Below are 23255 nucleotides of genomic sequence, written 5' to 3'. Positions count from 1 at the left end.
GAAGCTCTCCTGTGAGTCGGGATGGGGAGGGGGCGAGCAAGCTCGCGGTGAACTGACGCCGCCGCAACCTGGTGTGGTGGCCTTGCGTTCATCGCCAATATATCACTGGCTTCTGATGCTCACACCCGCCGCCAGGGATTCGTGTGCGTGATGAGCGCTACGGCGATGACAGATCATGCTTTGCCTCTCACATCTGATCGCCACAGACGGTAGAATGAGCGCTTTCAAGGCGTGGCATGACCAGTGGCAGGGTGGGCAAGGCTCACGCCGACGCGCATCCGCCGGTCGCCACTCAAGCGCCCATTCAGTCAGCAGGGAGGCACGACGACCATGACGACACAGCCACAGGCGACTTCCCCACAAGCGAGTGCTGGCGATGCCTCGCGAGGGGCGACATTGCGTGTCAGCCTGGTGCAGACGGACCTGCGCTGGGAAGACCCGGCGGAGAACTGCCGTCTGCTCGGCGAGCAGCTGGATGCCGCTGGCCTGGTCTTGGGCGCCGATGGCCGCAATGTCGCAACCGATCTGATCGTGCTGCCCGAGATGTTCGCCACCGGCTTCACCATGAATTCGCGTGAGATGGCGCAGCCGATGGAGTCCAGCGAGAGCGTCGACTGGCTCAAGGCGCAGGCCATCACCCGTGGTTGCGTGATGACCGGCAGCATCGCGGTGCTGGATGACGGCGAGTGTTACAACCGCATGCTGTGGGCCACGCCCGACGGTGAGGTGTCGCATTACGACAAGCGCCATCTGTTCCGCATGGCCGGTGAGCATGAGCGTTATGGCATGGGTTATGAGCGGGTGCTGGTCGAGCTCAACGGCTTTCGGATCCAGCTCTCTGTCTGCTATGACCTGCGCTTCCCGACCTGGCTGCGTCAGCGTCCCGTCATCGGTGGCGTGAGTGCTGCCGAGACCGCCGCCGACAGCGCCTTTGAATATGACCTGCTGCTGTGCGTGGCCAACTGGCCGGGCGTACGGCGTCATCCCTGGCGCACGCTGCTGCAGGCGCGCGCCATCGAGAATCTGGCCTATGTGGTGGGCGTCAACCGTGTGGGTGACGACGCCAACGGGCTGCACTATACCGGCGACTCCATGGTCTGCGACTTCAAGGGCGAGCCCATCCTCGACCCCGCGCCAGACCAGCCCTTCATCGAGACCGTGACGCTTGAACGCGGCGCGCTCGACGAGTTTCGAACCAAGTTTCCGGCGTGGATGGACGCCGATCATTTCACTCTGGAGGCCTGATGCGCCTGGACAAATTCCTTACCGAAACCACGGATCTCAGCCGTAGCGATGCCAAGAAGGTCGTGCACCGCGGCGATGTCACCGTGGATGGTGAGGTAGTCAAGAACACCGCGAGCGCCGTCAAGGACGGCATGCGCGTCGAATGGAATGGCGAGCACCTGGAGCTGATGGGGCTGCGCTATCTGATGCTGTACAAGCCGGCCAATGTGGAATGCACCAGCAAGCCGGGCCTCTATGAGCGCGCGCATGACCTGATCGATCTGCCCAATGTCGAGCGCCTGAGCATCGTTGGGCGTCTCGATGTCGACACCACCGGCCTGGTGCTGATGACGGATGACGGCCAGTGGAACCATCGTGTCACCTCGCCCAAGAAGGCCTGTGCCAAGCGCTATCGCGTCACCCTGGCGCGCCCGCTGGAAGGCGATGAGCTGGCGCGCGCCGTGGAGGACTTCGAGCACGGCCTGATGCTGGATGGGGAAGAGAAGCCGACGCGTCCGGCGCGTCTCGAGATGGAAACCGCCACCGTGGGTCTGCTGTGGATCACCGAAGGCCGTTATCACCAGGTGAAGCGCATGTTCGCGGCCATCGGCAATCACGTCGAAGCCCTGCATCGCGAAGCCATCGGGGCTGTCGAGCTGGACCCGGAGCTGGAGCCGGGCGAATGCCGTTTCCTGCGTCCGGAAGAGATCGCCAGCTTCTGATCGTTGGCTTCTGATGCATCAGCGCATGCATCATCAAAAGCCCCTGTCATTTTCACGAATGGCGGGGGCTTTTTCGTGCGCGTCGTTGGCCGCCGTGTCTTGTATCGATCCAACGATCGCGCTTAAGGTAGCTGTTCGTCTGCTCGCATTGTGATTTCTTTGCGGGAAGCGCGTTTTGCAGAAGTGATGTTTATACAGAGGTCGCCTTCAATCAAACGCTTGTTTCCGGTATTTTCATGACAATGGCGTATCCATAACAACAACGAGGAAAATCCACTATGTCGTCCCCCTTCACCAAGTCGTCTCCCTTTGCCAGATCCTCCCTGATGAAACCCCTGCCGCTGCGCATGGCGTTGGCGGGCAGTGGTCTGCTGCTGGCAACGCTGTCAGCGCCGGCGACTGCCGCGGAAGACGCCAGTGTCGTGTTCGCGGCGCCGCCGTGGCCGGGCGTGACCATGAAGACCGAGATTGCCTCCGAAATCTTCGAGGCGCTGGGCTATTCTCCCACCACCCGCCAACTGGGCGCGCAGATCACCTACGAAGGCATCTCGCTCGGTGAGGTCGATGTCTACCTGGCCGCCTGGTTGCCGGGGCAGAGCACCATGTACGATGCAGCGATGGCAAAGGACGCCATGGTCGACTTCGGCAATAACGTGAACGGTGCACGGGCCAATTTCGCCGTACCGCGTTATGTGGCTGAAGCCGGTGTCACTTCACTGCATGATGTCGACAAGCCGGAATTTGCCGACAAGTTCGAAAAGACCATCTATTCCATCGAGATCGGCTCGGGTTCCAGTGAAATCGCCAACCGTGCCGTCGATGAGGATATCTATGGCCTCGGCGATTGGGACCTCAAGGAGTCTTCCACTGCCGGCATGCTTGGAACAGTCGCCAATGCCATCAAGCGTGATGAGTGGGTCATGTTCGTCGGCTGGACTCCGCACTGGATGGGCGTCGAATACGACATGGTCTTCCTCGATGATCCAGAAGACCTGTGGGGGCCGGGCGGCGGCAAGAGTGACGTGAGAACTCTGGCCAACAAGAAATGGTCTGAAGCGCATCCCAATGCCTCCGTCTTCCTGGATCAGATCTCCTTTACCTCCGAGGAGCAGAGTGAACTCATCTATGGCTATGGCAAGGAAGAGCGCCCGCAGGAAGAGGTGGCGGGAACATGGATGAAGGCCAATCCGGGCAAGGTCAAGGCCTGGCTGGATGGCGTGACCACCCGTGATGGCGAACCTGCCTGGCCGGCCGTCAAGGAGGCACTTGGCCTGCCGGAGGCATGATTGACAGCTTGAAAAGGTGCCGCTGATCTTTGCGGATGCAGCACCTTGAATATAGTGGTAAGAACACGAAGCCCGCTCATTGAGCGGGCTTCGTGCGTTCTACAGCAGCGAACGTGTCAAGAAAGCGCACAGCGTCAGAGACGGGAATAGCTTCGGGTGTGCCGCGCACCAGGGGGTGAAATCACTGTCATGCAAATCTTGCATGGAAAATCCAAATAAAGAATTGGTCGCGAGATAGGGGCCTGTATCACCATCAGTCTGCACTCTGCGCTGCTTCCACGCGCAGCCAAGAACAATGACAAGAAGGAAACACTCATGGCTGATTCAGGTTCTTCCTCCGCCCCGATACCCCGCTCTCCCGGGCCCATTGCGCGCTTTCTGTCTCCCTGGACAAGACTGGCGCTGTGGAAGCAGATCTTCATCGCACTGATTCTGGGCCTGGGGCTGGGCATCGTGCTCAACCAGACCGGGCGCGCCGATATCGCCGCCGATATCAAACCGCTGGGTGACCTGTTCATCCGCGGCATCAAGATGCTGATCGTGCCGCTGGTCTTCATCTCGCTGGTCACTGGCGTGGCCTCGCTCAACAACCTCTCCAAGATCGGGCGCCTGAGCGTCAAGACGCTGGTGCTCTATCTGGGCATGACGGCGGTCGCCATCACCATCGGCCTGGGGCTGGCCACCGTCTTCCAGCCGGGTGTCGGGATCGACCTGGGCAGCGCGGCCAATGTCGAGGTGCGTGAAGCGCCGACCGCCGTCGATACGCTGCTCGGGCTGGTGCCGACCAATGCCGTCGAAGCCTTCGCCGAAGGCAATGTACTGCAGATCATCGTCTTTGCGATCCTGTTTGGCCTCTCCATCACGCTGGTGGGGGAGAAAGCCCGTCCGGTACGCGTGTTCTTCGAGTCCGCAGCGGAAATCATCTATCGCATGACCAGCATCATCATCGCCTTCACCCCCTACGGTGTCTTCGCCCTGATGACCTGGGTGGCCGGTACCTATGGCCTGGCGATGCTCGCGCCGCTGGCCAAGGTGATCGGCATCGTCTATCTGGGCTGCTTCGTGCATGCCATCGTGGTCTATGGCGGCATGCTGCGCTTTCTGGCGCGCTTGAACCCGCTGCGCTATTTCCAGGGCAGTGTCGAGCCGATCATGCTCGCCTTCACCAGCACCTCCAGTTCCGGCACCTTGCCGGTGACCATGATGGCCGCCGAGCAGAATCTGGGCGTCAAGCGGGGTGTCTCGAGCTTCGTGCTGCCGCTGGGCGCGACCATCAACATGGATGGCACCGCGCTGTACCAGGGCGTCTGCGCGCTGTTCATCGCCCAGGCCTATGGCGTTGATCTGGGCATGACCGAATACGTCACCATCATCATGACCGCGACGCTGGGCTCCATCGGTACCGCCGGTGTGCCGGGAGCCGGCTTGATCATGCTCTCGCTGGTGCTGACCTCCGTCGGCCTGCCGCTGGAAGGGGTCGCCATCATCGCCGGCATCGATCGTGTGCTCGACATGGCACGTACCGGCCTCAACGTGGCGGGCGACTGCGCCGTCAGCTGCCTGGTCGCCAAGAGCGAAGGCGAGCTGGACGAGCAAGTCTTCAATACGCCCCACGTCATGCGCTCAGAGCTCAGTTGAGCGCTCTTGTCTGAACACCAACCGCGTCATCATCATCGGCTTGTCGGCATCCGCGTGATAAGCGTGTCAAGGACATCAGGAGAACATCGTCATGGAACGCCCCAACGCACCTTCACATAAAGCCAGCCCCTCTGTCGTCCGCTACGGCGTCGTGGGCGGCCTGGGGGCGATCGGCAGCGCGGATGTCCTGCTCAAGACGGTGCGCGCGGCGCAGTACTGCAAGCCACCGGGCGGGGTGGATATCGCCTTCGAGCAACGTCACTTCGATGACGGGCCGGGAATCGCCGCGGAGGCCTATGACCCGCTGCGACGCAAGTTCTACGTCTACAACGTGCTCAAGGACATGCAGGGCAAGGTCGAGAACGCAATGGTGCCATGCTTTCTCTCGCATACCTTCCTGGCCGAGATCACCCCGGAAATCAGCGTCAACGTCGTCGATATCTTCGATGCGCTGCTGGCGCGCATTCGCCGCGACTATCCCGAGGTGCGCAAGATCGGCGTGCTGACCTCAAGCTACGTGCGCGCCTCCGGTATCTTCGAGCAGCGCTTCGGGGAGCCGGAGGCCACGATGGCTGTCACGGATGCCACGCAAGACGGTAACCTCGTGGCAGGTGATGGCCTCGAGGTCATCTACCCCGATGCCACGCTGCAGCGTAATGCCCTGATGCAGGCCATCTATGGGGCCAGCGGCATCAAGAGTGGCCATCATGGTGGTGAGTGTCTGCAACTGTTGCTCGAGGCCTGTGATGGCCTGGTCAGTCAGGGCGCGGAGATCATCGTGCCGGGCCTGAGCGAGATTCCGGTGCTGATGGAGTCGCTGCAGCCGCTGGTGCCGGTGCCCTTGCTCGACTCCAACCTCATCTACGCCGAATACGCATTGGGCGTGGACCGCGAGCGCGAGAATCGCAACTTCAAGCTTGGCGTGCTCGGTGGGGTAGGGCCGGCGGCCACGGTGGACTTCATGCGCAAGGTGGTCAGCCTGACGCGTGCCGAGCGCGATCAGGACCACCTCAAGATGGTGGTGGAGCAGAATCCGCAGATTCCCGATCGCACCGCCAATCTGATCGGCAAGGGCGAAGACCCGAGCATCCCGATGCTCGCGACCTGTCAGCGGCTGGAGGCCGATGGCGCCAATGCCATCGCGATTCCCTGCAATACCGCGCATGCCTTCGTGGCGCGTATCCAGCCCTATATCGGCATCCCGATCATTAACATGCTGACGGCGGTGGTCGATCATATCGCGGCGATGCAGGCGCCGGTGGCGCGGGTCGGGTTGATCGCGACCAGCGGCACCGTGATCAGTCGGGTCTACCACGACATCATCGAGGCCTCGGGGCGTGAAACGCTGGTGCCCGATGCGCGCTGTCAGACCCAGGTGATGGAGGCGATCTACGGGCATCACGGCGTGAAGGCGGGCCATACGGCAGGGGAGTGCAGCGAGCATCTGCAGGCTGCCATTTCCCACCTGCTGGCGCGGGGCGCAGAAGTGATCATCCTGGGCTGTACCGAGCTTCCGTTGATCGAGCTCGATGCGGCACTGCGTGAGCGGGTAGCGCTGCTCGACCCCGCGGAAATTCTCGCGCAGCGCTGTGTGGCACTGGCGCAAGCCGAGGCCTGATTGGCGCTTCATCCATCCGATCAGCCAGTGAAGAGAGCTTGAAGAAAAGACACCCAGCGACGCGATATACTGCGCTCACGCAGGCTCGCTGTGTGCCTTTGCCTCATTCATGCCTCTCTTCAGGTGCTTTGCCGTGGAAATGAACTGGCTGGAAGACTTCCTCACCCTGGCGGTGACGCGTAATTTCTCGCGCGCCGCCACCCTGCGCAACGTGACGCAACCGGCCTTCAGCCGTCGTATTCGCAATCTGGAATACTGGGTCGGCGCCACCCTGATCGACCGCAGCCTGTTCCCCGTCGGCCTGACTCCCGCGGGCGAATCCTTCCAGCGCACCGCCCAGGATGCGCTCTCGGTATTGCGCGTCGGCCGTGATGAGGCGCTCGGCTTCGTGCCCAAGATAGAAGAAGTCGTCTCGATTTCCGCCTCGCACACGCTGGCGGTCAGCTTCTTCGTCGACTGGCATGAACAGCTGCAAAACCGACTGGGCAATCTCAAGGCACGCATCGTGCCCGACCACGTCGCCGGCTGTGTCGATGCCCTGATCAGCGGCAATTGTGATCTGATGCTGGCCTACAACAGCCCGCTACTGCCTACGCTCACCGACATCGTGCGCTATCCCTCCATCGTGCTCGGCTCCGAGCGGCTGGTGCCCGTCAGTGCCGTCGATGACGCTGGCCAGGCACTTTACTCCCTCGACAGCGACACGCCGCAACCCTACCTCTGCTACTCCAGTGACAGCTATCTCGGCCGACTGACCGCACTGATCATCGGACGCCAGAACCTCGCCGCGCGTCTCAACTTCCGCTACGAATGCTCGATGTCTGACGTGCTCAAGCGTGGCGCACTCGCCGGTAGCGGCATCGCCTGGGTGCCGGAGCGCGCCGTGCGCGACGAGCTGGCCGCCGGGCGCCTCGTCATCATCAGCGATGACAGCCACACCGCGCCGCTGGATATCTGCCTCTTCCGCCACGCCGAGCACGACCAGCGCGTGGCCGAACGCATCTGGCAAGCCTGTCTGACCGACGAAGACGAGGCCCTCGAATCAGAATGATAATTCGCTGGCGGCGTACCAGGTCAGAGGAAGAAAGCTCAGGGGGTAGGGCTGGAGAAAATGGAAAAGAAAGCCCAGAACAATGACCTGACATCATCGCCAGAGCACGACGCAAGACGGGAGCCACTGGGGCTCCCGTCTTGCATTACTGCATCTAAGCGCATCTGAGCGCATTCAACCGTATCTGATCGCATCTCAGCTCGCAGCTCTATCGACTGCAACTGCATCGGCCGCAACGGCAAGTCATGCATTGCCTCTCACGACAGTCGACGCGAATTGGCCGTCGTGCGCTTGTGCAACGGCTTGATGAAGAGGGTGCCCGTCGTCCACCACGGCGCCACCTTGCCGCCCGTCATCGCGTTCATCCACGCCTTCTGCATCACGAACCACATCTCCCAGCTGGCTGCGATCTTCTCCGACACCATCTTCTGGTTCTCGGTGATCATCTTCGGGTCCAGCGGCGACTGGGTTCCCCACAACTGAGTGCGCGACATGATGGTCGACATGGCTGTCGACCACATCTCCACCGACGTCGTGCCCAGCTTCCAGACATCGAACATCGCAGCCGGCGTCGTTGGGACCAACTCTGACCAGGCAGGTTGTTTAGCCATTGTACTCTCCAGGTAAGGAACATGAATACAGTGATACGCCTGTTTTTGTTGCAGTGCAATATGAGTTTTGACTGTGGGACGAGATCGGGCGATTCGGAGCCTCCCTTATCACCAGTTTCCATACAAAACAATGAGTTAGCGGTAGGTGATGGCTTGGGAAGCCGGAATTTTCCGTGCCTTGGCGGAAATTTCCCGTGGGGTTGGGGAAAGTGGATTTTCAGGATTTGTTGGCAATGTCTTACGCAGGCGTATGAATTTTATGAAGCTGGGTATCAGTTCGCTCAGACGGTAGATGTAAGCGTTGGCGAGTGACGCGGAAATTTCCTGTTTGGAATAAGTCCGGTGGAAGAATTCATTGAAGGACAAGTACTGGATATTGAGACAGCGTACCGTTCAAGCGACGCAGCGAGTAGCATTGGACTGACGATCTATACCCACAAGTGCTCCAAGTCAGCTACCATTAGGTTTCATGAATTTTACATATTCAAGTTTTCGGTTGTTAACTAACTCAGTATAGCGTTTTGGCCTACGGTATATAAACGGAGCTTGCACTACTGCAGCGCCGTGCGGCAGCCATGTAGATCATTTTATAGTGGAATTTATTTGAAAGTCTCATTAGGGTCTGCAAATAAAGTGGCCTCAAACGAAATGGAGTTCGTTAATGAGTTACTACCGTTATTGGGGAAAAGCCAAGTCAGAAGACGATGGCGTTCCCTATCATCTCCTGCCGTACCATAGCCTCGATGTAGCAGCTGTAGGCTGGCACCTTCTGTCGCCTGAGCGGGCTTTGACGCAACGTATGGCTGCTCAATTACAAATGGCGCCCTCAGAGTTGCAACGTTTTTTTGTCTTCCTTCTAGGGCTTCATGATTTAGGTAAGTTTTCGCGGACTTTTCAGGGACTTGCTCAGTCGCAGGGTAGTGGACTGGTGCCTGCTTTGCCCCGGTTCGCCTATAGTGAACGCCACGACCGGCTGGGGGCTCTTCTGTGGCAAGAGCGCTGGGTGGACTGGTTGAAGGACGGCACGCTCAATTGGCCAGGAGGGATGCCGGAGCGCCAGCTGCGGCGCCGGTTGATAGAGACGCTTCCTGTCTTGTTGTCCCCCATGTTTGGTCATCACGGTCAGCCGGTGGCGGGCACATCGCTAGAGCTTTCACGTTTCTTCGGTTCCGATGACTATGCTGACGATGTTGTTGTGGCGCAAGAGTTTGTTGCCGACTGGGCGCGCCTTATCGATGTCGAGTGGCCTATTGATAAATTGCTCTCGACTGAGTGGCTTCAGGCTTTTCAATCGCTGAGCTGGACCATCGCCGGCTGGGTAACTCTCAGTGATTGGTTGGGATCGAATCAAACGTATTTCCGCTACTGCGTCAGTGAGATGCGGCTTGTGGACTATTGGATGGACTATGCTCAGCCGCGAGCTCAGCAAGTACTACGCGATACCGGGTTTGAGCAAGTACTCAAACCATTGCCATATGCAGGCCTGTCTTCTTGGTTTGATGGGCAGTCGGTTACGCCAACCCCATTACAGCGTGAAGCTGAGACATTGACGCTATCGTCGGGGCCACAATTATTTATTCTCGAAGACATCACCGGGGCAGGAAAGACCGAAGCTGCCTGTATTCTAACCCAGCGACTACTGGCAAGCGGACACGGCGAAGGCCTCTACTTTGCTTTACCCACCATGGCGACCTCCAATGCCATGTATTCTCGACTCGGTGCTCTCCACCGGCGTTTCTATCGCGCGGGTTCCTGCCCATCTTTCGTGCTGGCGCACGGTGCCAGCAAGTTGAATGAAGAGTTCGCTCTGGCCATCGACCAACCGCAGCCGGGTGATCGCAACTACGATGAGAGCGAGTCCACAGCGACGGCTCAGTGCAACCGCTGGCTCGCTGATTCGCGCAAGAAGGCCCTATTGGCCGATGTTGGGGTAGGCACCATCGACCAGGTACTGATGGGGTTGCTGCCGTTTCGTCATCAGTCGCTGCGCCTGTATGGATTGGCCCGCAAAGTACTGATCATCGATGAAGTCCATGCCTACGATCACTATATGCAGACGCTGCTTGGCAAGCTATTGAGTTATCACGCCCAGCAGGGAGGTAGTGCCATTCTTCTGACGGCCACGTTACCTCAGGCCATGCGCAATGATTTGTGTATGGCTTGGCGGGCAGGACTCGGTCTCGACCCTCAGCCACTGATGATGCATGACTTCCCACTGCTGACGCAGATATCGGAAGCTCCCCTTTGCGAAGTCGCCTTGAAGGCAAAGGCTGAAGTGTCTCGTGCCGTCGGTGTTGATTGGCTCACCGAGGAAGATCAGGCCATCGAGGTGATCATGTCAGCCGTTGAGGCTGGTAAGTGTGTTGCCTGGGTGCGCAATACCGTCAATGACGCCATTCGCGCCTTTGAGGCTGTTCGTGAGCGCCACCCGACGCCGGAGCGCTGCCTGTTGTTTCACAGCCGTTTTGCCATGTGTGACCGCCAGCGTATCGAGTCTGATGTCATCGAGCGGCTGGGCAAGACCTCCACAGACAATGTGCGTCGTGGTCAAGTGTTGATCAGTACGCAGGTCTTTCAGGAATCCCTCGACTGTGATGTCGATTTGATGATCAGTGATCTGGCCCCGATCGATTTGCTGATTCAACGGGCTGGTCGCCTGCAGCGTCACGTTCGTGGAGTCCGGTGCCCGCCTGTCCTCAAGATACTTGCACCCGAGTGGTCAGAAACTCCCGATGAGCACTGGCTGAAACGCACCTTGGAGGGGACTCATTTTGTCTATCGCGACGTTTCCCTGCTATGGCTCACCCAGCGAGCCTTGCGTGAGCAAGGCGAAATTCGTATGCCTGAAAAAGCCAGAATCCTGATTGAAAGTGTTTATGGTGAGGTCGCCGATCAGGTCCCCGACGGACTACAGGGGGCGCGGTGGGAGCAGCGCGGCATGAAGAACGTGGCCAGCTCGATGGCGAACTTCAATGCCCTGGCACTGGAGGATGGCTATGTAGGGAACCGTCATCAGTGGCAGGAGGAGCAAGAGATTGGAACCCGATTGGTCGATGAGCCGACCCTCAATATCGCGTTACTGACATGTAACAGCGATGGCACTTTGAGGCTCCTGGCAGGCAGTGAGCGGCATACCGACATGCTGAGCCAGATCAAGTTGCGCCTGAGCCAAGCTGACAAACTGGCCAGCCTGCCGCCTCGCTACACGTCTCAATGGGAGGCCCTGCAGGACCGTTATAAAGCGCTGCGCTTCGTACAGCCTTGGCTGGCAGAAATGGATGCCGAGAATGTGTATGGGCCAAGTCGTGGCTTAGAGTTTGGCTCAACATCGGCCACATATTCAAAACACCTTGTTGGAGGGGATGTATGAATCTGCTGAAAGATCCTTGGCTGCCCTTTCGTACTCGGGGGGGAAGTATTGCCTATCGCTCCCCCTCGGCTATTTCCGATCCAAATATTGTCGATCTGGCCTTGCCACGGGCGGACTTCCAAGGCGCGGCCTACCAGTTCCTGATCGGCCTGTTGCAGACAGTGTACCCGCCGCAGAATTACGGTGAGTGGGTGGATCGCAGTATCGAGCCTCCTAGCGGCGAGGCGCTGGACGAGGCATTCGGGCCTTTCGTGCAGACCTTCGAGTTTCAAGGTGATGGTCCGCGTTTCATGCAAGATCTCGATCCGCTCGAAGATGCCAAACCAGTGTCAGTTGCAGGGCTTTTGATCGATTCACCAGGGGCAAACGGTCTCAAGCTGAATACTGATCATTTCGTCAAACGGGGCCGGGTAGAGGCGATCTGTAAAGATTGTGTGGCGTTGGCGCTATTCACCATGCAGATAAATGCGCCATCAGGCGGTGCTGGCTATCGCGTGGGGCTGAGGGGCGGTGGTCCATTGACCACACTGATTGTGCCTGACCTAGTGGATGCCAATCTTTGGCAACGGTTGTGGCTGAATGTGATGCCTATTGAAGTGTTTTCCACTAAAGCGCGTATTCGCGATCGATGCCCCGACGATGACAGTCTTTTCCCTTGGGTAGGGGCCACCCGTGTCAGCGACAAGAAAGGCAGCGAAGTCCTGCCTGAACAGATGCATCCCATGCATGCCTACTGGGCTATGCCAAGGCGCTTTAGGCTGGAGGTCAGCGACGATGAAGGCTGCTGTGACCTTTGTGGTCGCAAGGTATTGCAACGGGTGAGTGAGATTCGCGCCAAGAATTATGGCGCCAATTATGATGGACCCTGGCAGCACCCACTGACGCCATACCGCCGCGATCCCAAAAAGCCCAATGAGCTACCGCTTTCCACTAAGGGTCAGCCCGGCGGGTTGGGCTATAGGTATTGGTCGAACCTTGTACTTAGTGATGCGGAAGGTAGCGGTGCCCTGCCAGCGGGCGTGATGCATGACTATCTCAGCCACAAAGTGGATTTCGTCGCGCAGGAGCGACGTGCTGGTGAGGACATCGATGCGCTGTTGAAGCCCCGGCTATGGGTTTTCGGCTACGACATGGACAACATGAAACCCCGTGGCTGGTATAGCGAGGAATTGCCTCTGGTCGCGGTACCGGCAGAGCAACAGGAGCGATTGCGCTCTTGGGTGCAGACGTTCACCGAGCTCTCACGCCAGATTGCCTGGATGACTCGCATGCAGGTCAAGAACGCTTGGTTCTCGCGGCCTGCTGATGCCAAGGGGGACCTGACATCCATCGATAGCCAGTTCTATGAAGCTACCCAGGCGGCGTTCTTTCGTGCCTTGCGAGATATGCAGTTGGCACTTCAGCAGGGCGAGGGGCCTCATATGCCATCTCAGGTGGCTCGGGCCTGGTATTACGCGCTGCGCCAAGAAGCACTGACATTATTCGAAGCTCAGGCCCTGAGTGGCCCCTTCTCTGAGCTGGACATGAAACGGATTACTCGGGCACGCCGGCAGCTTCTGTCGTGGCTGAGTGGTCGCAGCAAGGGCAGCAAGGTCGTGTCCCAGTTCGCCAAAGATGGCGGCTTTACTTTGTCAGAAGCTCAAGGAAACGCACCAACCGAGGAGGCAGCGCCATGATCCAGATAGAAATGCATGTGGCCGAAAAGCCATCACCGGGGAAAGCGGTACCAGAGCGGCTACTGGCGCTGTCACCCGATGAAGGCTTCAGGGTACGGCTCTGGTGGCAGCGTTTGACGTTGTCCCCACAGGATTTGGTGGCCTACACCCAGGCACCGCCCTGGCCGAAAGGGGTGCGCGCACGGCTTCGGCGCTGCGAATCGGTCGAAGCTGCCATGCTGAGCGATGGGTTCCGTGAACTATGGCAGCAACTGCCTGAGCAGTCCCCCCGTTATCGTGATGAGCACTTGCAGCTGTGGACCTGCATTGCGCTATTGCTGGCGGAGGTGCGGAGTGAAACACCCAACGTTTCGCTGGGTAGTCGTCTGGGGCAAGAAAAGAATGGTACCGGAAAGCCTCGCATGAGCGAGCTGCGTTTTCAGCAATTGATGGACTGCCATTCTCCACAAGAGCTGGTACAGCGGCTGCGCCGTGCGCTGGCGCTGATTGACAAGTGCGATATCAGCGTGGTGCACCTGGCGGACAACATCGCCCTCTGGTGGCGTGAGTACCTTGGCCAGCCGGCGGCTCAACCCACGAAGCGGCTGGGATTCGTGTGGGCCAGCGATTATTTCGAAGCATTGGCGCAGTTCCAGAGCGATAACGACTGACCGACTTTCCATATCCGACATGACGAAAAGGATTTTGACCATGAGCCATTTCATTCAGCTTCACCTTCTGACCTCCTATCCGCCTGCCAACCTTAATCGTGATGACCTGGGTCGGCCCAAGACCGCCATCATGGGCGGCGCCAAACGCCTGCGAGTGTCGTCACAAAGCCTCAAGCGCACCTGGCGTACCTCGGCGTTATTCGAAGAAGCGCTTGGCCAACATCGTGGACAGCGTACCAAGCGAGTGGGTATTGAAGCCCATATCAGCTTGCTCGAAAAAGGTGTCAAGGAGAAAGACGCCAAAGCTTGGGCAACCGAGATTGCCAAAGTGTTTGGTGATGTCGCCAAGAATGAGTTGGCGACGAGCCAGTTGGTGCATATTGGGCCCGAGGAGCAAGCCGCAGTGGATGCTCTAATCGAGACACTGGCAGCTGAGAACCGTGCACCCGACAAAGCCGATCTCGATCTGTTGCGTCACAAGCCGGCCGCCGCTGACATTGCTCTTTTTGGTCGCATGCTGGCAGCGGTCCCCGCCTATAACGTCGAAGCAGCCTGTCAGGTTGCACATGCGATCACCGTGCATGCTGCGGAAGTGGAAGACGACTATTTCACTGCCGTGGACGATCTCAATACCGGCGACGAGCATCGCGGCGCCGCGCATGTGGGCGAAGCCGGCTTTGGTGCGGGCCTGTTCTACACCTATATCTGTATCGATCGTCGGCAACTGGTCGACAATCTTCAGGACAACAGTGAGCTGGCTGAGCGTGCCATCGCGGCGTTAGTAGAGGCCGCCGTGCGTACCTCACCTAAGGGCAAGCAGAATAGTTTTGGCTCTCGTGCGCATGCCAGTTACGTTCTCGCCGAGCAGGGCGACCAGATGCCGCGCTCCCTTTCTGCTGCGTTTTTGCGCCCGATTGCTGGCCAGGATCAGTCACTGGAAGCCATCGCTCGCCTGGAGCGCCAGGCCAAGGCTTTCGACACCGCTTACGGTCCGGGGGCCGAGCGTCGCTTCGTAGTATCCGCCGAGCCGAATTACTCCACTCCCGATCTGGATGGTGAGGTGCATACCGGCAGCCTCGCATCGCTGATCGAGTTTTTGCATGTTGCTCGTTAAGGAGCCGATATGACGGAGTATCTGGTTTTTCGGCTTTATGCACCGCTCGCCAGTTGGGGGAGGGCGGCAGTGGGTGAAACGCGCCCCACCGCCACACACCCCGGGCGCGGCGCGATCATCGGACTGCTCGGTGCCGCATTGGGCATCCGGCGCGATGACGATGCAGGCCAGCAGGCACTTGGCAAAAGCGTTTGCGTTGCCATCAAGCAGCGCTCGCCCGGTTCCTTGCTGAGGGATTATCACACCGCACAAGTGCCCTCGGCTCAAGCCAAGGTGACCTATCGCACTCGGCGCGATGAGCTCAGCGCACCAGGCAAAGCCATCAACACGATTTTGTCCAGTCGAGATTATCGCTGTGATGGCCTTTGGATCGTCGCGATATCGGCTACAGCATCGGCGACGATATCGCTAGAGGTCATGGAAAAGGCGCTGGAGCGTCCATGTTTTCCACTCTTTCTGGGACGCAAGTCATGCCCTTTGGCCGCTCCTATCGCAGCTCGTAGGGTGCTTGCCGAGACATTGCGGGCCGCCCTCGATAGCGATTTCGAGCCCATCCTTCCTGGTGAGAAGTACCTGCTGCGGCTGCCGGATGAAGTGATGTACTACTGGGAGGGTAGCGCCAAGTGTCTCGATGGCGATGACAACCGTGTGGAGTCCAGCGATGTCTGGGATCAACCTTTGAGCCGAGACCGTTGGCAGTTTGGACCACGCGTCGAATATCGGCGCTTCGTGCGCGACACCGATGCCAAGGAGCAGCACTGATGTATCTCTCACGTGTACGGGTCGATCTCAATGGTCTTTCCCGAGAAAGTCTTTTCGAGATAATGGGCGGCGGGGCTTATGCCGCCCATCAATTGCTCTGGCAACTTTTTCCTGAACATGAGGGCGTTCGTCCCTTCCTTTTTCGTCAAGAAATGGAAGAAAGCGATATTGGACAGAACAAGGCTCCTAAGGGGCTGCCGTTATTCTATGTACTTTCCGATCGTCAGCCAGCAGCGTCTCAAAGACTGTTGGATGTGCACTGCAAGTCTTTCGAGCCGAATCTGTCGGTAGGTGATCAACTGGCTTTTCGGCTGCGCGCTAATCCCACAGTTGCCCGGCGTGTGGAAGGCGCCAAACATTCGCCACGCAGCGATGTATTGATGGCAGCCAAGAAGCTGTTTCCGGCTGGACAGCGCACGAGCGAGTCATGTGTACAGGCGATGGACCAAGCGGCTCGTGACTGGCTCAAAATCCGTGCTGACAATGGTGGTTTTCGCTTGGTGATGGACCCGGAAGTGAGTGGCTATCGCCAACATGTTATTCAAAAGCCTGGCCGCCGTGATGCCATTCGTTTTTCTAGTGTCGATTACGAAGGGCTGCTGGAGGTTACCGATCCGGGGAGGCTGATCGAGACTATTTCTCAAGGGCTGGGGCGCGCCAAGGCTTTTGGCTGCGGACTACTGCTGGTGCGTCGTCTCTAATCCATTGACCTGAAGGATCGACGCTAAGGAGGCCGCGATGAGTTTTATTCCACTCAAGCCAATTCCTGTGAAAGATCGAATGTCGATGATTTTTGTTGGTATGGGGCAGGTCGACGTTCGAGACGGGGCTTTCGTCGTCATTGATGAAGTGAACGGCGAGCGCATGCATATTCCTGTCGGCTCAGTGACCTGCTTGCTGCTCGAACCTGGGACTCGAGTGTCACACGCCGCTATCAAATTAGCGGCGACTGTGGGGACTCTTCTGATCTGGGTGGGTGAGGCTGGTGTGCGCCTCTACAGCGCAGGTCAGCCTGGCGGTGCACGTTCCGATAAGTTGCTTTATCAGGCAAAACTCGCATTGGATGACTCATTGCGTTTGAAAGTCGTCCGCAAGATGTTTGAACTACGTTTTGGCGAGCCCCCTCCCTCGAGACGCAGTATTGAGCAGTTGCGTGGCATGGAAGGTGCTCGGGTTCGCAAGACTTATCAAATGCTGGCCAAACAGTATGGAGTGAAGTGGCATGGGCGACGATATGACCCGATGCAATGGAAATCATCAGACGTGGCCAATCAATGTCTATCTGCCGCCACTGCTTGTTTGTATGGCATAACTGAAGCCGCGATTCTTGCCGCAGGCTATGCACCCGCCATCGGTTTTCTACATACCGGTAAGCCCCAAAGCTTTGTTTATGACATTGCTGATATCGTCAAATTCGAGACCGTCGTTCCTGCGTCCTTTCGTATAGCCGCACATCAACCCGCGACTCCTGAGCGAGAGGTGCGCATCGCATGCCGTGATGCCTTTAAGAAAAGTCGCATCTTGCAGAGGTTGATTCCTATGATCGAAGATGTTTTGGCGGCAGGCGATATTGAACCACCATCACCAGCCCCGGAAGCCATGTTGCCAGCTATTCCGGAACCAGTCTCCGTGGGTGATCAGGGGCACAGGAGCAAGTGACATGGCCATGCTGGTAGTGGTGACTGAAGCCGTACCACCGCGTCTACGCGGTAGGCTAGCGATTTGGCTGCTGGAAATTCGTGCTGGTGTCTATATCGGTGATGTGAGCCTGCGCATCCGCGAAATGATCTGGGAGCAAGTTGATGCGTTGGCTGAAGATGGCAACGTCGCTATGGCCTGGTCCAGTAATCATGAATCAGGTTTTGAATTTCAGACCTATGGTGTCAACCGGCGCGAACCCATCGATCATGACGGTTTGCGCTTGGTACGCTTTTATCCGATGAATCCAACTGATTGATTTTATTAGATCTTTTAAAATCATATTGCTCGAGAAATGAGTAAAATTGCTGGTGGATTTTCCGGTGGCGATTTTCCTCTTATTTAACAATCGCTTATAATTAGTCCGATCCCCGCATGCGCGGGGCTCAACCGCGCTAGAAAAAGCCGTCAGGCAGCGTGAACATCCGATCCCCGCATGCGCGGGGCTCAACCGGGAGAGCCGCCCAAATCAGTAACAGTGGTAGACCGATCCCCGCATGCGCGGGGCTCAACCGGCATCGAGGGCATGCAGGACCGCATTGCCGAGCCGATCCCCGCATGCGCGGGGCTCAACCCATGATGATGGCTGCAGACATGAGTTCGCCTCCCCGATCCCCGCATGCGCGGGGCTCAACCGCTGTCCTTGACGGTGACAAGCCCGGTCGGGCGCCGATCCCCGCATGCGCGGGGCTCAACCGCCTGGCGGCGGCGGAACTCTTCCGGCATCTCCCCGATCCCCGCATGCGCGGGGCTCAACCGGATGTCGAGCAGAAGATCGCCCGCTCCAACGTCCGTTCCCCGCATGCGCGGGGCTCAACCGTTGGGGAGAACGGTCGTCACAAACATTCCGATCCGATCCCCGCATGCGCGGGGCTCAACCTGACGCACTCATCGCCATAGGCATCACGCTGGCCCGATCCCCGCATGCGCGGGGCTCAACCGCCACCGCGAGCGTGGGCAGTGGCCACGGCTATCCGATCCCCGCATGCGCGGGGCTCAACCGCGCTAGAGAACGCCGTCACGCAGCGTGAACATCCGATCCCCGCATGCGCGGGGCTCAACCGCGGCCATGACCGGCAGCGGGGGCGTCACCGGCCCGATCCCCGCATGCGCGGGGCTCAACCGCTACCGAAGAGGCGCTGGAGGAGATCGAGCGCCCGATCCCCGCATGCGCGGGGCTCAACCGGGGGCTGAGAACAGAGACGGCCTGCGCGGTGTCCGATCCCCGCATGCGCGGGGCTCAACCGGATACTGCGCTTTTCAACATGCCGCGAATAGACCGATCCCCGCATGCGCGGGGCTCAACCGTCGAGAGTCCCGTTCTCCAGGTCGCTGTCGGTCCGATCCCCGCATGCGCGGGGCTCAACCGACGCAGCTTGACGAAGCGCCGATCATGAACATCCGATCCCCGCATGCGCGGGGCTCAACCGAATACGATGCTGAGCGCCATTACTCCAGGTATCCGATCCCCGCATGCGCGGGGCTCAACCCCCAATACCGCTCGCTCAGCTTCCAGTGAAAACCCGATCCCCGCATGCGCGGGGCTCAACCGCGCTGAATCATGTCTGCGATCTGATTGACCGCCCGATCCCCGCATGCGCGGGGCTCAACCGGGCGAGAGTGGTCATTGGTGGGAGATGACCGGCCGATCCCCGCATGCGCGGGGCTCAACCGTACGACGACAACGACAAGAACGCTCGCGGTGACCGATCCCCGCATGCGCGGGGCTCAACCGTACGGATAGTCGAAGAACAGCGCCGTGATGAGCCGATCCCCGCATGCGCGGGGCTCAACCGGCAAAGATCATGACGCGATCGATCTCGCTCCACCGATCCCCGCATGCGCGGGGCTCAACCGCTGTCAGGAACTACCTGATACAGCACCACGGACCGATCCCCGCATGCGCGGGGCTCAACCGCACGACATGAGCGCTCGATACGTCACCGCGCCCCGATCCCCGCATGCGCGGGGCTCAACCGTATGGTATTAACGTAGCAGATGCTGGTCAGAGCCGATCCCCGCATGCGCGGGGCTCAACCGGCCCGCGCCATTCTTGCCAGCGCCTGACCAGGCCGATCCCCGCATGCGCGGGGCTCAACCGGGCTAGCGCCCTGGAGCGCGCGCGCCCTCGAGCCGATCCCCGCATGCGCGGGGCTCAACCGCAGCCCGAGACGCATTAATCAGCAAGCACGGCCCGATCCCCGCATGCGCGGGGCTCAACCGCGGTGTTCGGGGGTTACGGGGGCTACTTCACCCCGATCCCCGCATGCGCGGGGCTCAACCGACAGAGATACCGCGTGGCATCTCAGAATAGACCCGATCCCCGCATGCGCGGGGCTCAACCGTCATGGGTAGGCGACATGAGTGCTGACCGCATCCGATCCCCGCATGCGCGGGGCTCAACCGGGCTCTGATGTTGTGCAGATTGGCGCTCTTGGCCGATCCCGCATGCGCGGGGCTCAACCGGCGGGCGGTGAGTGGGAGACAGATGGCCGGTCCCGATCCCCGCATGCGCGGGGCTCAACCGCCGGGTAGGTCTGCTTACTATGCCGGCGACCACCGATCCCCGCATGCGCGGGGCTCAACCGATACCGCAGAGACACTACGCGACAGCATAGAGCCGATCCCCGCATGCGCGGGGCTCAACCATTTCGAGCTGGATGGCGAGTACGAGTCTGGCCCCGATCCCCGCATGCGCGGGGCTCAACCGTATGGTATTAACGTAGCAGATGCTGGTCAGAGCCGATCCCCGCATGCGCGGGGCTCAACCGGCCCGCGCCATTCTTGCCAGCGCCTGACCAGGCCGATCCCCGCATGCGCGGGGCTCAACCGGGCTAGCGCCCTGGAGCGCGCGCGCCCTCGAGCCGATCCCCGCATGCGCGGGGCTCAACCGCAGCCCGAGACGCATTAATCAGCAAGCACGGCCCGATCCCCGCATGCGCGGGGCTCAACCGAGTGGCGATGGGCGATTGACAGTGCTGCGAAGCCGATCCCCGCATGCGCGGGGCTCAACCGCTGGCCAACACCATGGATAAGCACGTTCTCCACCGATCCCCGCATGCGCGGGGCTCAACCGACGACTGATATGCAGGATGATGAGCTTCGTCGCCGATCCCCGCATGCGCGGGGCTCAACCGCATGAATGCAGCGTTAACGAAGGAAATTGATACCGATCCCCGCATGCGCGGGGCTCAACCGGCCCGGCTCAGGGCAGAGGCCAAGGAGAATGTCCGATCCCCGCATGCGCGGGGCTCAACCGCGCCCACTGATGAGCTTCACTCGCGTGAAGGGCCGATCCCCGCATGCGCGGGGCTCAACCGATGGAGGCGCTAGCGGCGGATCTGGATTGCGGCCGATCCCCGCATGCGCGGGGCTCAACCGAATACTGGTAGTGTAAAGGGCTTCAAGGATTCCCGATCCCCGCATGCGCGGGGCTCAACCGGAGAACAACCCCGAGTTCTACGTCGGGTCACGCCGATCCCCGCATGCGCGGGGCTCAACCGTTGCCATTCTGGTTACTGAGCTGCTGAACGCCCCGATCCCCGCATGCGCGGGGCTCAACCGCTGACCAGTATGGCAACCATGCCATGATTACTCCGATCCCCGCATGCGCGGGGCTCAACCGGTCGTTGATAGCGGCTCGGCCTCGTCGTTCGGCCGATCCCCGCATGCGCGGGGCTCAACCGGTCAGGGTCTATGAAAAGGGTCATCAGCTCGGCCGATCCCCGCATGCGCGGGGCTCAACCGTCGGTATCCACATGCTCGGGCAGCTCGGCCCGCCGATCCCCGCATGCGCGGGGCTCAACCGGTTCCGGCACCGAAAACCAGTGACCGCACGCACCGATCCCCGCATGCGCGGGGCTCAACCGTGAGCGAAGAGGCACGCATCGCCGCCGAAATGCCGATCCCCGCATGCGCGGGGCTCAACCGTCTCATGAACAGCCCCTGCACGTTTACCACGACCGATCCCCGCATGCGCGGGGCTCAACCGTCGGTCACTATCTGCGACCAGGTGGTGAACGGCCGATCCCCGCATGCGCGGGGCTCAACCGCTGGACCGCGCCGGCCTGTTCGTTTTCCAGCACCGATCCCCGCATGCGCGGGGCTCAACCGAACAGCGCATGGACGCCATTGGCCAGAACGGCCCGATCCCCGCATGCGCGGGGCTCAACCGCCTGGAGCGCGAGTCCAATGACGAGGGCTATACCGATCCCCGCATGCGCGGGGCTCAACCGACGATCTACTGACGATGGTTCGCATCATCACGCCGATCCCCGCATGCGCGGGGCTCAACCGCATCATCGACATCATCGCGATCCCGGCCGCTACCGATCCCCGCATGCGCGGGGCTCAACCTTCTGATCGAGATCAACAGAGAAATAATCCGACCCGATCCCCGCATGCGCGGGGCTCAACCGCCTATGGCATCCATCCGCGCCTCATTCCACGCCCGATCCCCGCATGCGCGGGGCTCAACCGGGGAGCAAGATTGAGCTAACGGAAGACTTCGACCGATCCCCGCATGCGCGGGGCTCAACCGCTCGATAGCTTTAGATGCCAGCCTCTCCTCTGCCGATCCCCGCATGCGCGGGGCTCAACCGTTGATTTCACTGAAGCGGACACACCAAGTAGCCCGATCCCCGCATGCGCGGGGCTCAACCGTTCTACCTATCAGGCGACACAGACTTCGCGCTCCGATCCCCGCATGCGCGGGGCTCAACCGAGCTTATGTTCGAAGGGGATGACTGGGAACGTCCGATCCCCGCATGCGCGGGGCTCAACCGACATTGATCTCACGGGTCAGCGCGACATCGACCCGATCCCCGCATGCGCGGGGCTCAACCGCCGGGGCTGACCGGCACCTCATTCGCAAACCCCCGATCCCCGCATGCGCGGGGCTCAACCGGCTCGGGTGACATGAACTGCTCCGGGTAGGACCCGATCCCCGCATGCGCGGGGCTCAACCGCCTGGTCGCTGCTCGGGCTCGAGATCATGGGGCCGATCCCCGCATGAGCGGGGCTCAACCGTCGACGTCCCGGTCACCGAACAGGTGGATGCGCCGATCCCCGCATGCGCGGGGCTCAACCGGGCAACGTCTCTGCTGGTTCCGTGGATGCGGGCCCGATCCCCGCATGCGCGGGGCTCAACCGATCGTGCAGGGCGAGCATATCGCGCGTAAGGCCCGATCCCCGCAGGCGCGGGGCTCAACCGCGACATTGCTCCAGTGACAGCAACAGAGGACGCCGATCCCCGCAGGCGCGGGGCTCAACCGGGCGATACGGAGCGGGGGCTTATCAAACAGCTCCGATCCCCGCAGGCGCGGGGCTCAACCGGCGTAGTCCGTGGTCTCCTCGACGAAGGCCTGCCCGATCCCCGCAGGCGCGGGGCTCAACCGACGGCTGCATATTCAACGCCGATGACTGGACACCGATCCCCGCAGGCGCGGGGCTCAACCGTGACATGAATCGCATCGACTTCGACACGATCACCGATCCCCGCAGGCGCGGGGCTCAACCGGGATAGTAAGGGGACAGGGAAATGATTCTGATCCGATCCCCGCAGGCGCGGGGCTCAACCGCAGCTGATACGCCAGTGCAAGGCGCTGGGCACGCCGTTCCCCGCAGGCGCGGGGTTTAACCGATGGTGGGCATCTGGACACCACAATGATCAGATGGGTATCGCGGTGACTTACTGCCCGGTGGAAGCTCTACCTCCAGTAGTGAATTCCTTTGCCTACGGGCCTTTAAGCGCTCTTGTTACGAGTGTTCACCCTCTGGTAGGCCATGAGAATGTCTTTACGGCGGACCTGGCGCGTCATACGTTGATGCGGCGTG

Annotated in this window: 15 protein-coding genes and 1 CRISPR repeat array; of the genes, 14 read left to right on the top strand and 1 reads right to left on the bottom strand. The window is 60.1% G+C overall.

Features of this window, described 5'->3' with window-relative positions; genetic code table 11:
- The first annotated feature begins 330 nt into the window (after positions 1-330).
- The 6 genes from NH396_RS04720 to NH396_RS04695 all read left to right on the top strand — a co-directional run bounded on the left by NH396_RS04720 (position 331) and on the right by NH396_RS04695 (position 7539).
- Positions 331-1245, top strand: coding sequence for a nitrilase family protein (locus tag NH396_RS04720; protein WP_176676728.1), 915 nt, complete (start codon positions 331-333; stop codon positions 1243-1245).
- The gene (locus tag NH396_RS04715) at positions 1245-1946 is read left to right on the top strand and encodes a pseudouridine synthase (RefSeq protein WP_175089874.1); all 702 of its coding nucleotides are present in this window, start codon (positions 1245-1247) and stop codon (positions 1944-1946) included. Before NH396_RS04720 ends, NH396_RS04715 begins: the two co-directional genes overlap by 1 nt.
- 326 nt (positions 1947-2272) lie before the next feature.
- Entirely contained in the window at positions 2273-3232 is a 960-nt protein-coding gene (locus tag NH396_RS04710; protein WP_176676729.1) for an ABC transporter substrate-binding protein, read from the top strand.
- A 315-nt stretch (positions 3233-3547) separates the two neighbouring features.
- A complete protein-coding gene (locus NH396_RS04705; protein WP_176676730.1) occupies positions 3548-4870 on the top strand; it encodes a dicarboxylate/amino acid:cation symporter in 1323 nt (440 codons plus the stop codon).
- Positions 4871-4961: 91 nt separating this feature from the next.
- Entirely contained in the window at positions 4962-6488 is a 1527-nt protein-coding gene (locus NH396_RS04700; RefSeq protein ID WP_176676731.1) for an amino acid racemase, read from the top strand.
- A gap of 139 nt (positions 6489-6627) precedes the next feature.
- A complete protein-coding gene (locus tag NH396_RS04695) occupies positions 6628-7539 on the top strand; it encodes a LysR substrate-binding domain-containing protein (RefSeq protein ID WP_253062196.1) in 912 nt (303 codons plus the stop codon).
- Between the two features lie 257 nt (positions 7540-7796).
- On the opposite strand, the gene NH396_RS04690 is transcribed toward NH396_RS04695, so the two are convergent.
- Entirely contained in the window at positions 7797-8150 is a 354-nt protein-coding gene (locus NH396_RS04690; RefSeq protein WP_043335079.1) for a hypothetical protein, read from the bottom strand.
- A 661-nt stretch (positions 8151-8811) separates the two neighbouring features.
- Between NH396_RS04690 and cas3 the strand changes: the two genes are divergently transcribed.
- From cas3 to cas2e, 8 genes are read left to right on the top strand one after another with little or no spacing between them, the layout of a single operon-like run.
- Positions 8812-11520, top strand: a complete 2709-nt coding sequence (gene cas3, locus NH396_RS04685) for a CRISPR-associated helicase Cas3' (protein WP_253062093.1) — start codon at positions 8812-8814, stop codon at positions 11518-11520.
- Positions 11517-13196, top strand: coding sequence for a type I-E CRISPR-associated protein Cse1/CasA (gene casA / locus NH396_RS04680; RefSeq protein WP_253062091.1), 1680 nt, complete (start codon positions 11517-11519; stop codon positions 13194-13196). Before cas3 ends, casA begins: the two co-directional genes overlap by 4 nt.
- The gene (gene casB, locus NH396_RS04675; RefSeq protein WP_253062089.1) at positions 13193-13846 is read left to right on the top strand and encodes a type I-E CRISPR-associated protein Cse2/CasB; all 654 of its coding nucleotides are present in this window, start codon (positions 13193-13195) and stop codon (positions 13844-13846) included. Before casA ends, casB begins: the two co-directional genes overlap by 4 nt.
- Before the next feature lie 40 nt (positions 13847-13886).
- A complete protein-coding gene (gene cas7e / locus NH396_RS04670) occupies positions 13887-14960 on the top strand; it encodes a type I-E CRISPR-associated protein Cas7/Cse4/CasC (protein ID WP_253062087.1) in 1074 nt (357 codons plus the stop codon).
- 9 nt (positions 14961-14969) lie between these two features.
- Entirely contained in the window at positions 14970-15722 is a 753-nt protein-coding gene (gene cas5e / locus NH396_RS04665) for a type I-E CRISPR-associated protein Cas5/CasD (protein WP_253062085.1), read from the top strand.
- Positions 15722-16423, top strand: coding sequence for a type I-E CRISPR-associated protein Cas6/Cse3/CasE (gene cas6e / locus NH396_RS04660; RefSeq protein WP_253062083.1), 702 nt, complete (start codon positions 15722-15724; stop codon positions 16421-16423). The genes cas5e and cas6e overlap by 1 nt, the downstream gene beginning before the upstream one ends.
- A 37-nt stretch (positions 16424-16460) precedes the next feature.
- A complete protein-coding gene (gene cas1e / locus NH396_RS04655) occupies positions 16461-17381 on the top strand; it encodes a type I-E CRISPR-associated endonuclease Cas1e (protein ID WP_253062081.1) in 921 nt (306 codons plus the stop codon).
- Position 17382: 1 nt separating this feature from the next.
- Positions 17383-17679 carry a type I-E CRISPR-associated endoribonuclease Cas2e gene (gene cas2e, locus NH396_RS04650; protein ID WP_253062079.1) on the top strand — a complete coding sequence of 99 codons (297 nt, stop codon included), beginning with the start codon at positions 17383-17385 and terminating at the stop codon, positions 17677-17679.
- A 105-nt stretch (positions 17680-17784) separates the two neighbouring features.
- Positions 17785-23061: direct repeats of the CRISPR family, unit length 29 nt; unit sequence CCGATCCCCGCATGCGCGGGGCTCAACCG.
- Between the last annotated feature and the right edge of the window lie 194 nt (positions 23062-23255).

Origin of the sequence: Cobetia sp. Dlab-2-AX, assembly GCF_024124625.1 — a bacterium.
Classification (GTDB): domain Bacteria; phylum Pseudomonadota; class Gammaproteobacteria; order Pseudomonadales; family Halomonadaceae; genus Cobetia.
This window is presented reverse-complemented; position numbering and strand designations above follow the sequence as displayed.

Bases quoted from the DNA above. Each gene is read 5' to 3' on its own strand.
- NH396_RS04720 (WP_176676728.1), top strand. From the start codon at position 331: ATGACGACACAGCCACAGGCGACTTCCCCACAAGCGAGTGCTGGCGAT.
- NH396_RS04715 (WP_175089874.1), top strand. From the start codon at position 1,245: ATGCGCCTGGACAAATTCCTTACCGAAACCACGGATCTCAGCCGTAGC.
- NH396_RS04710 (WP_176676729.1), top strand. From the start codon at position 2,273: ATGAAACCCCTGCCGCTGCGCATGGCGTTGGCGGGCAGTGGTCTGCTG.
- NH396_RS04705 (WP_176676730.1), top strand. From the start codon at position 3,548: ATGGCTGATTCAGGTTCTTCCTCCGCCCCGATACCCCGCTCTCCCGGG.
- NH396_RS04700 (WP_176676731.1), top strand. From the start codon at position 4,962: ATGGAACGCCCCAACGCACCTTCACATAAAGCCAGCCCCTCTGTCGTC.
- NH396_RS04695 (WP_253062196.1), top strand. From the start codon at position 6,628: ATGAACTGGCTGGAAGACTTCCTCACCCTGGCGGTGACGCGTAATTTC.
- NH396_RS04690 (WP_043335079.1), bottom strand. From the start codon at position 8,150: ATGGCTAAACAACCTGCCTGGTCAGAGTTGGTCCCAACGACGCCGGCT.
- cas3 (WP_253062093.1), top strand. From the start codon at position 8,812: ATGAGTTACTACCGTTATTGGGGAAAAGCCAAGTCAGAAGACGATGGC.
- casA (WP_253062091.1), top strand. From the start codon at position 11,517: ATGAATCTGCTGAAAGATCCTTGGCTGCCCTTTCGTACTCGGGGGGGA.
- casB (WP_253062089.1), top strand. From the start codon at position 13,193: ATGATCCAGATAGAAATGCATGTGGCCGAAAAGCCATCACCGGGGAAA.
- cas7e (WP_253062087.1), top strand. From the start codon at position 13,887: ATGAGCCATTTCATTCAGCTTCACCTTCTGACCTCCTATCCGCCTGCC.
- cas5e (WP_253062085.1), top strand. From the start codon at position 14,970: ATGACGGAGTATCTGGTTTTTCGGCTTTATGCACCGCTCGCCAGTTGG.
- cas6e (WP_253062083.1), top strand. From the start codon at position 15,722: ATGTATCTCTCACGTGTACGGGTCGATCTCAATGGTCTTTCCCGAGAA.
- cas1e (WP_253062081.1), top strand. From the start codon at position 16,461: ATGAGTTTTATTCCACTCAAGCCAATTCCTGTGAAAGATCGAATGTCG.
- cas2e (WP_253062079.1), top strand. From the start codon at position 17,383: ATGGCCATGCTGGTAGTGGTGACTGAAGCCGTACCACCGCGTCTACGC.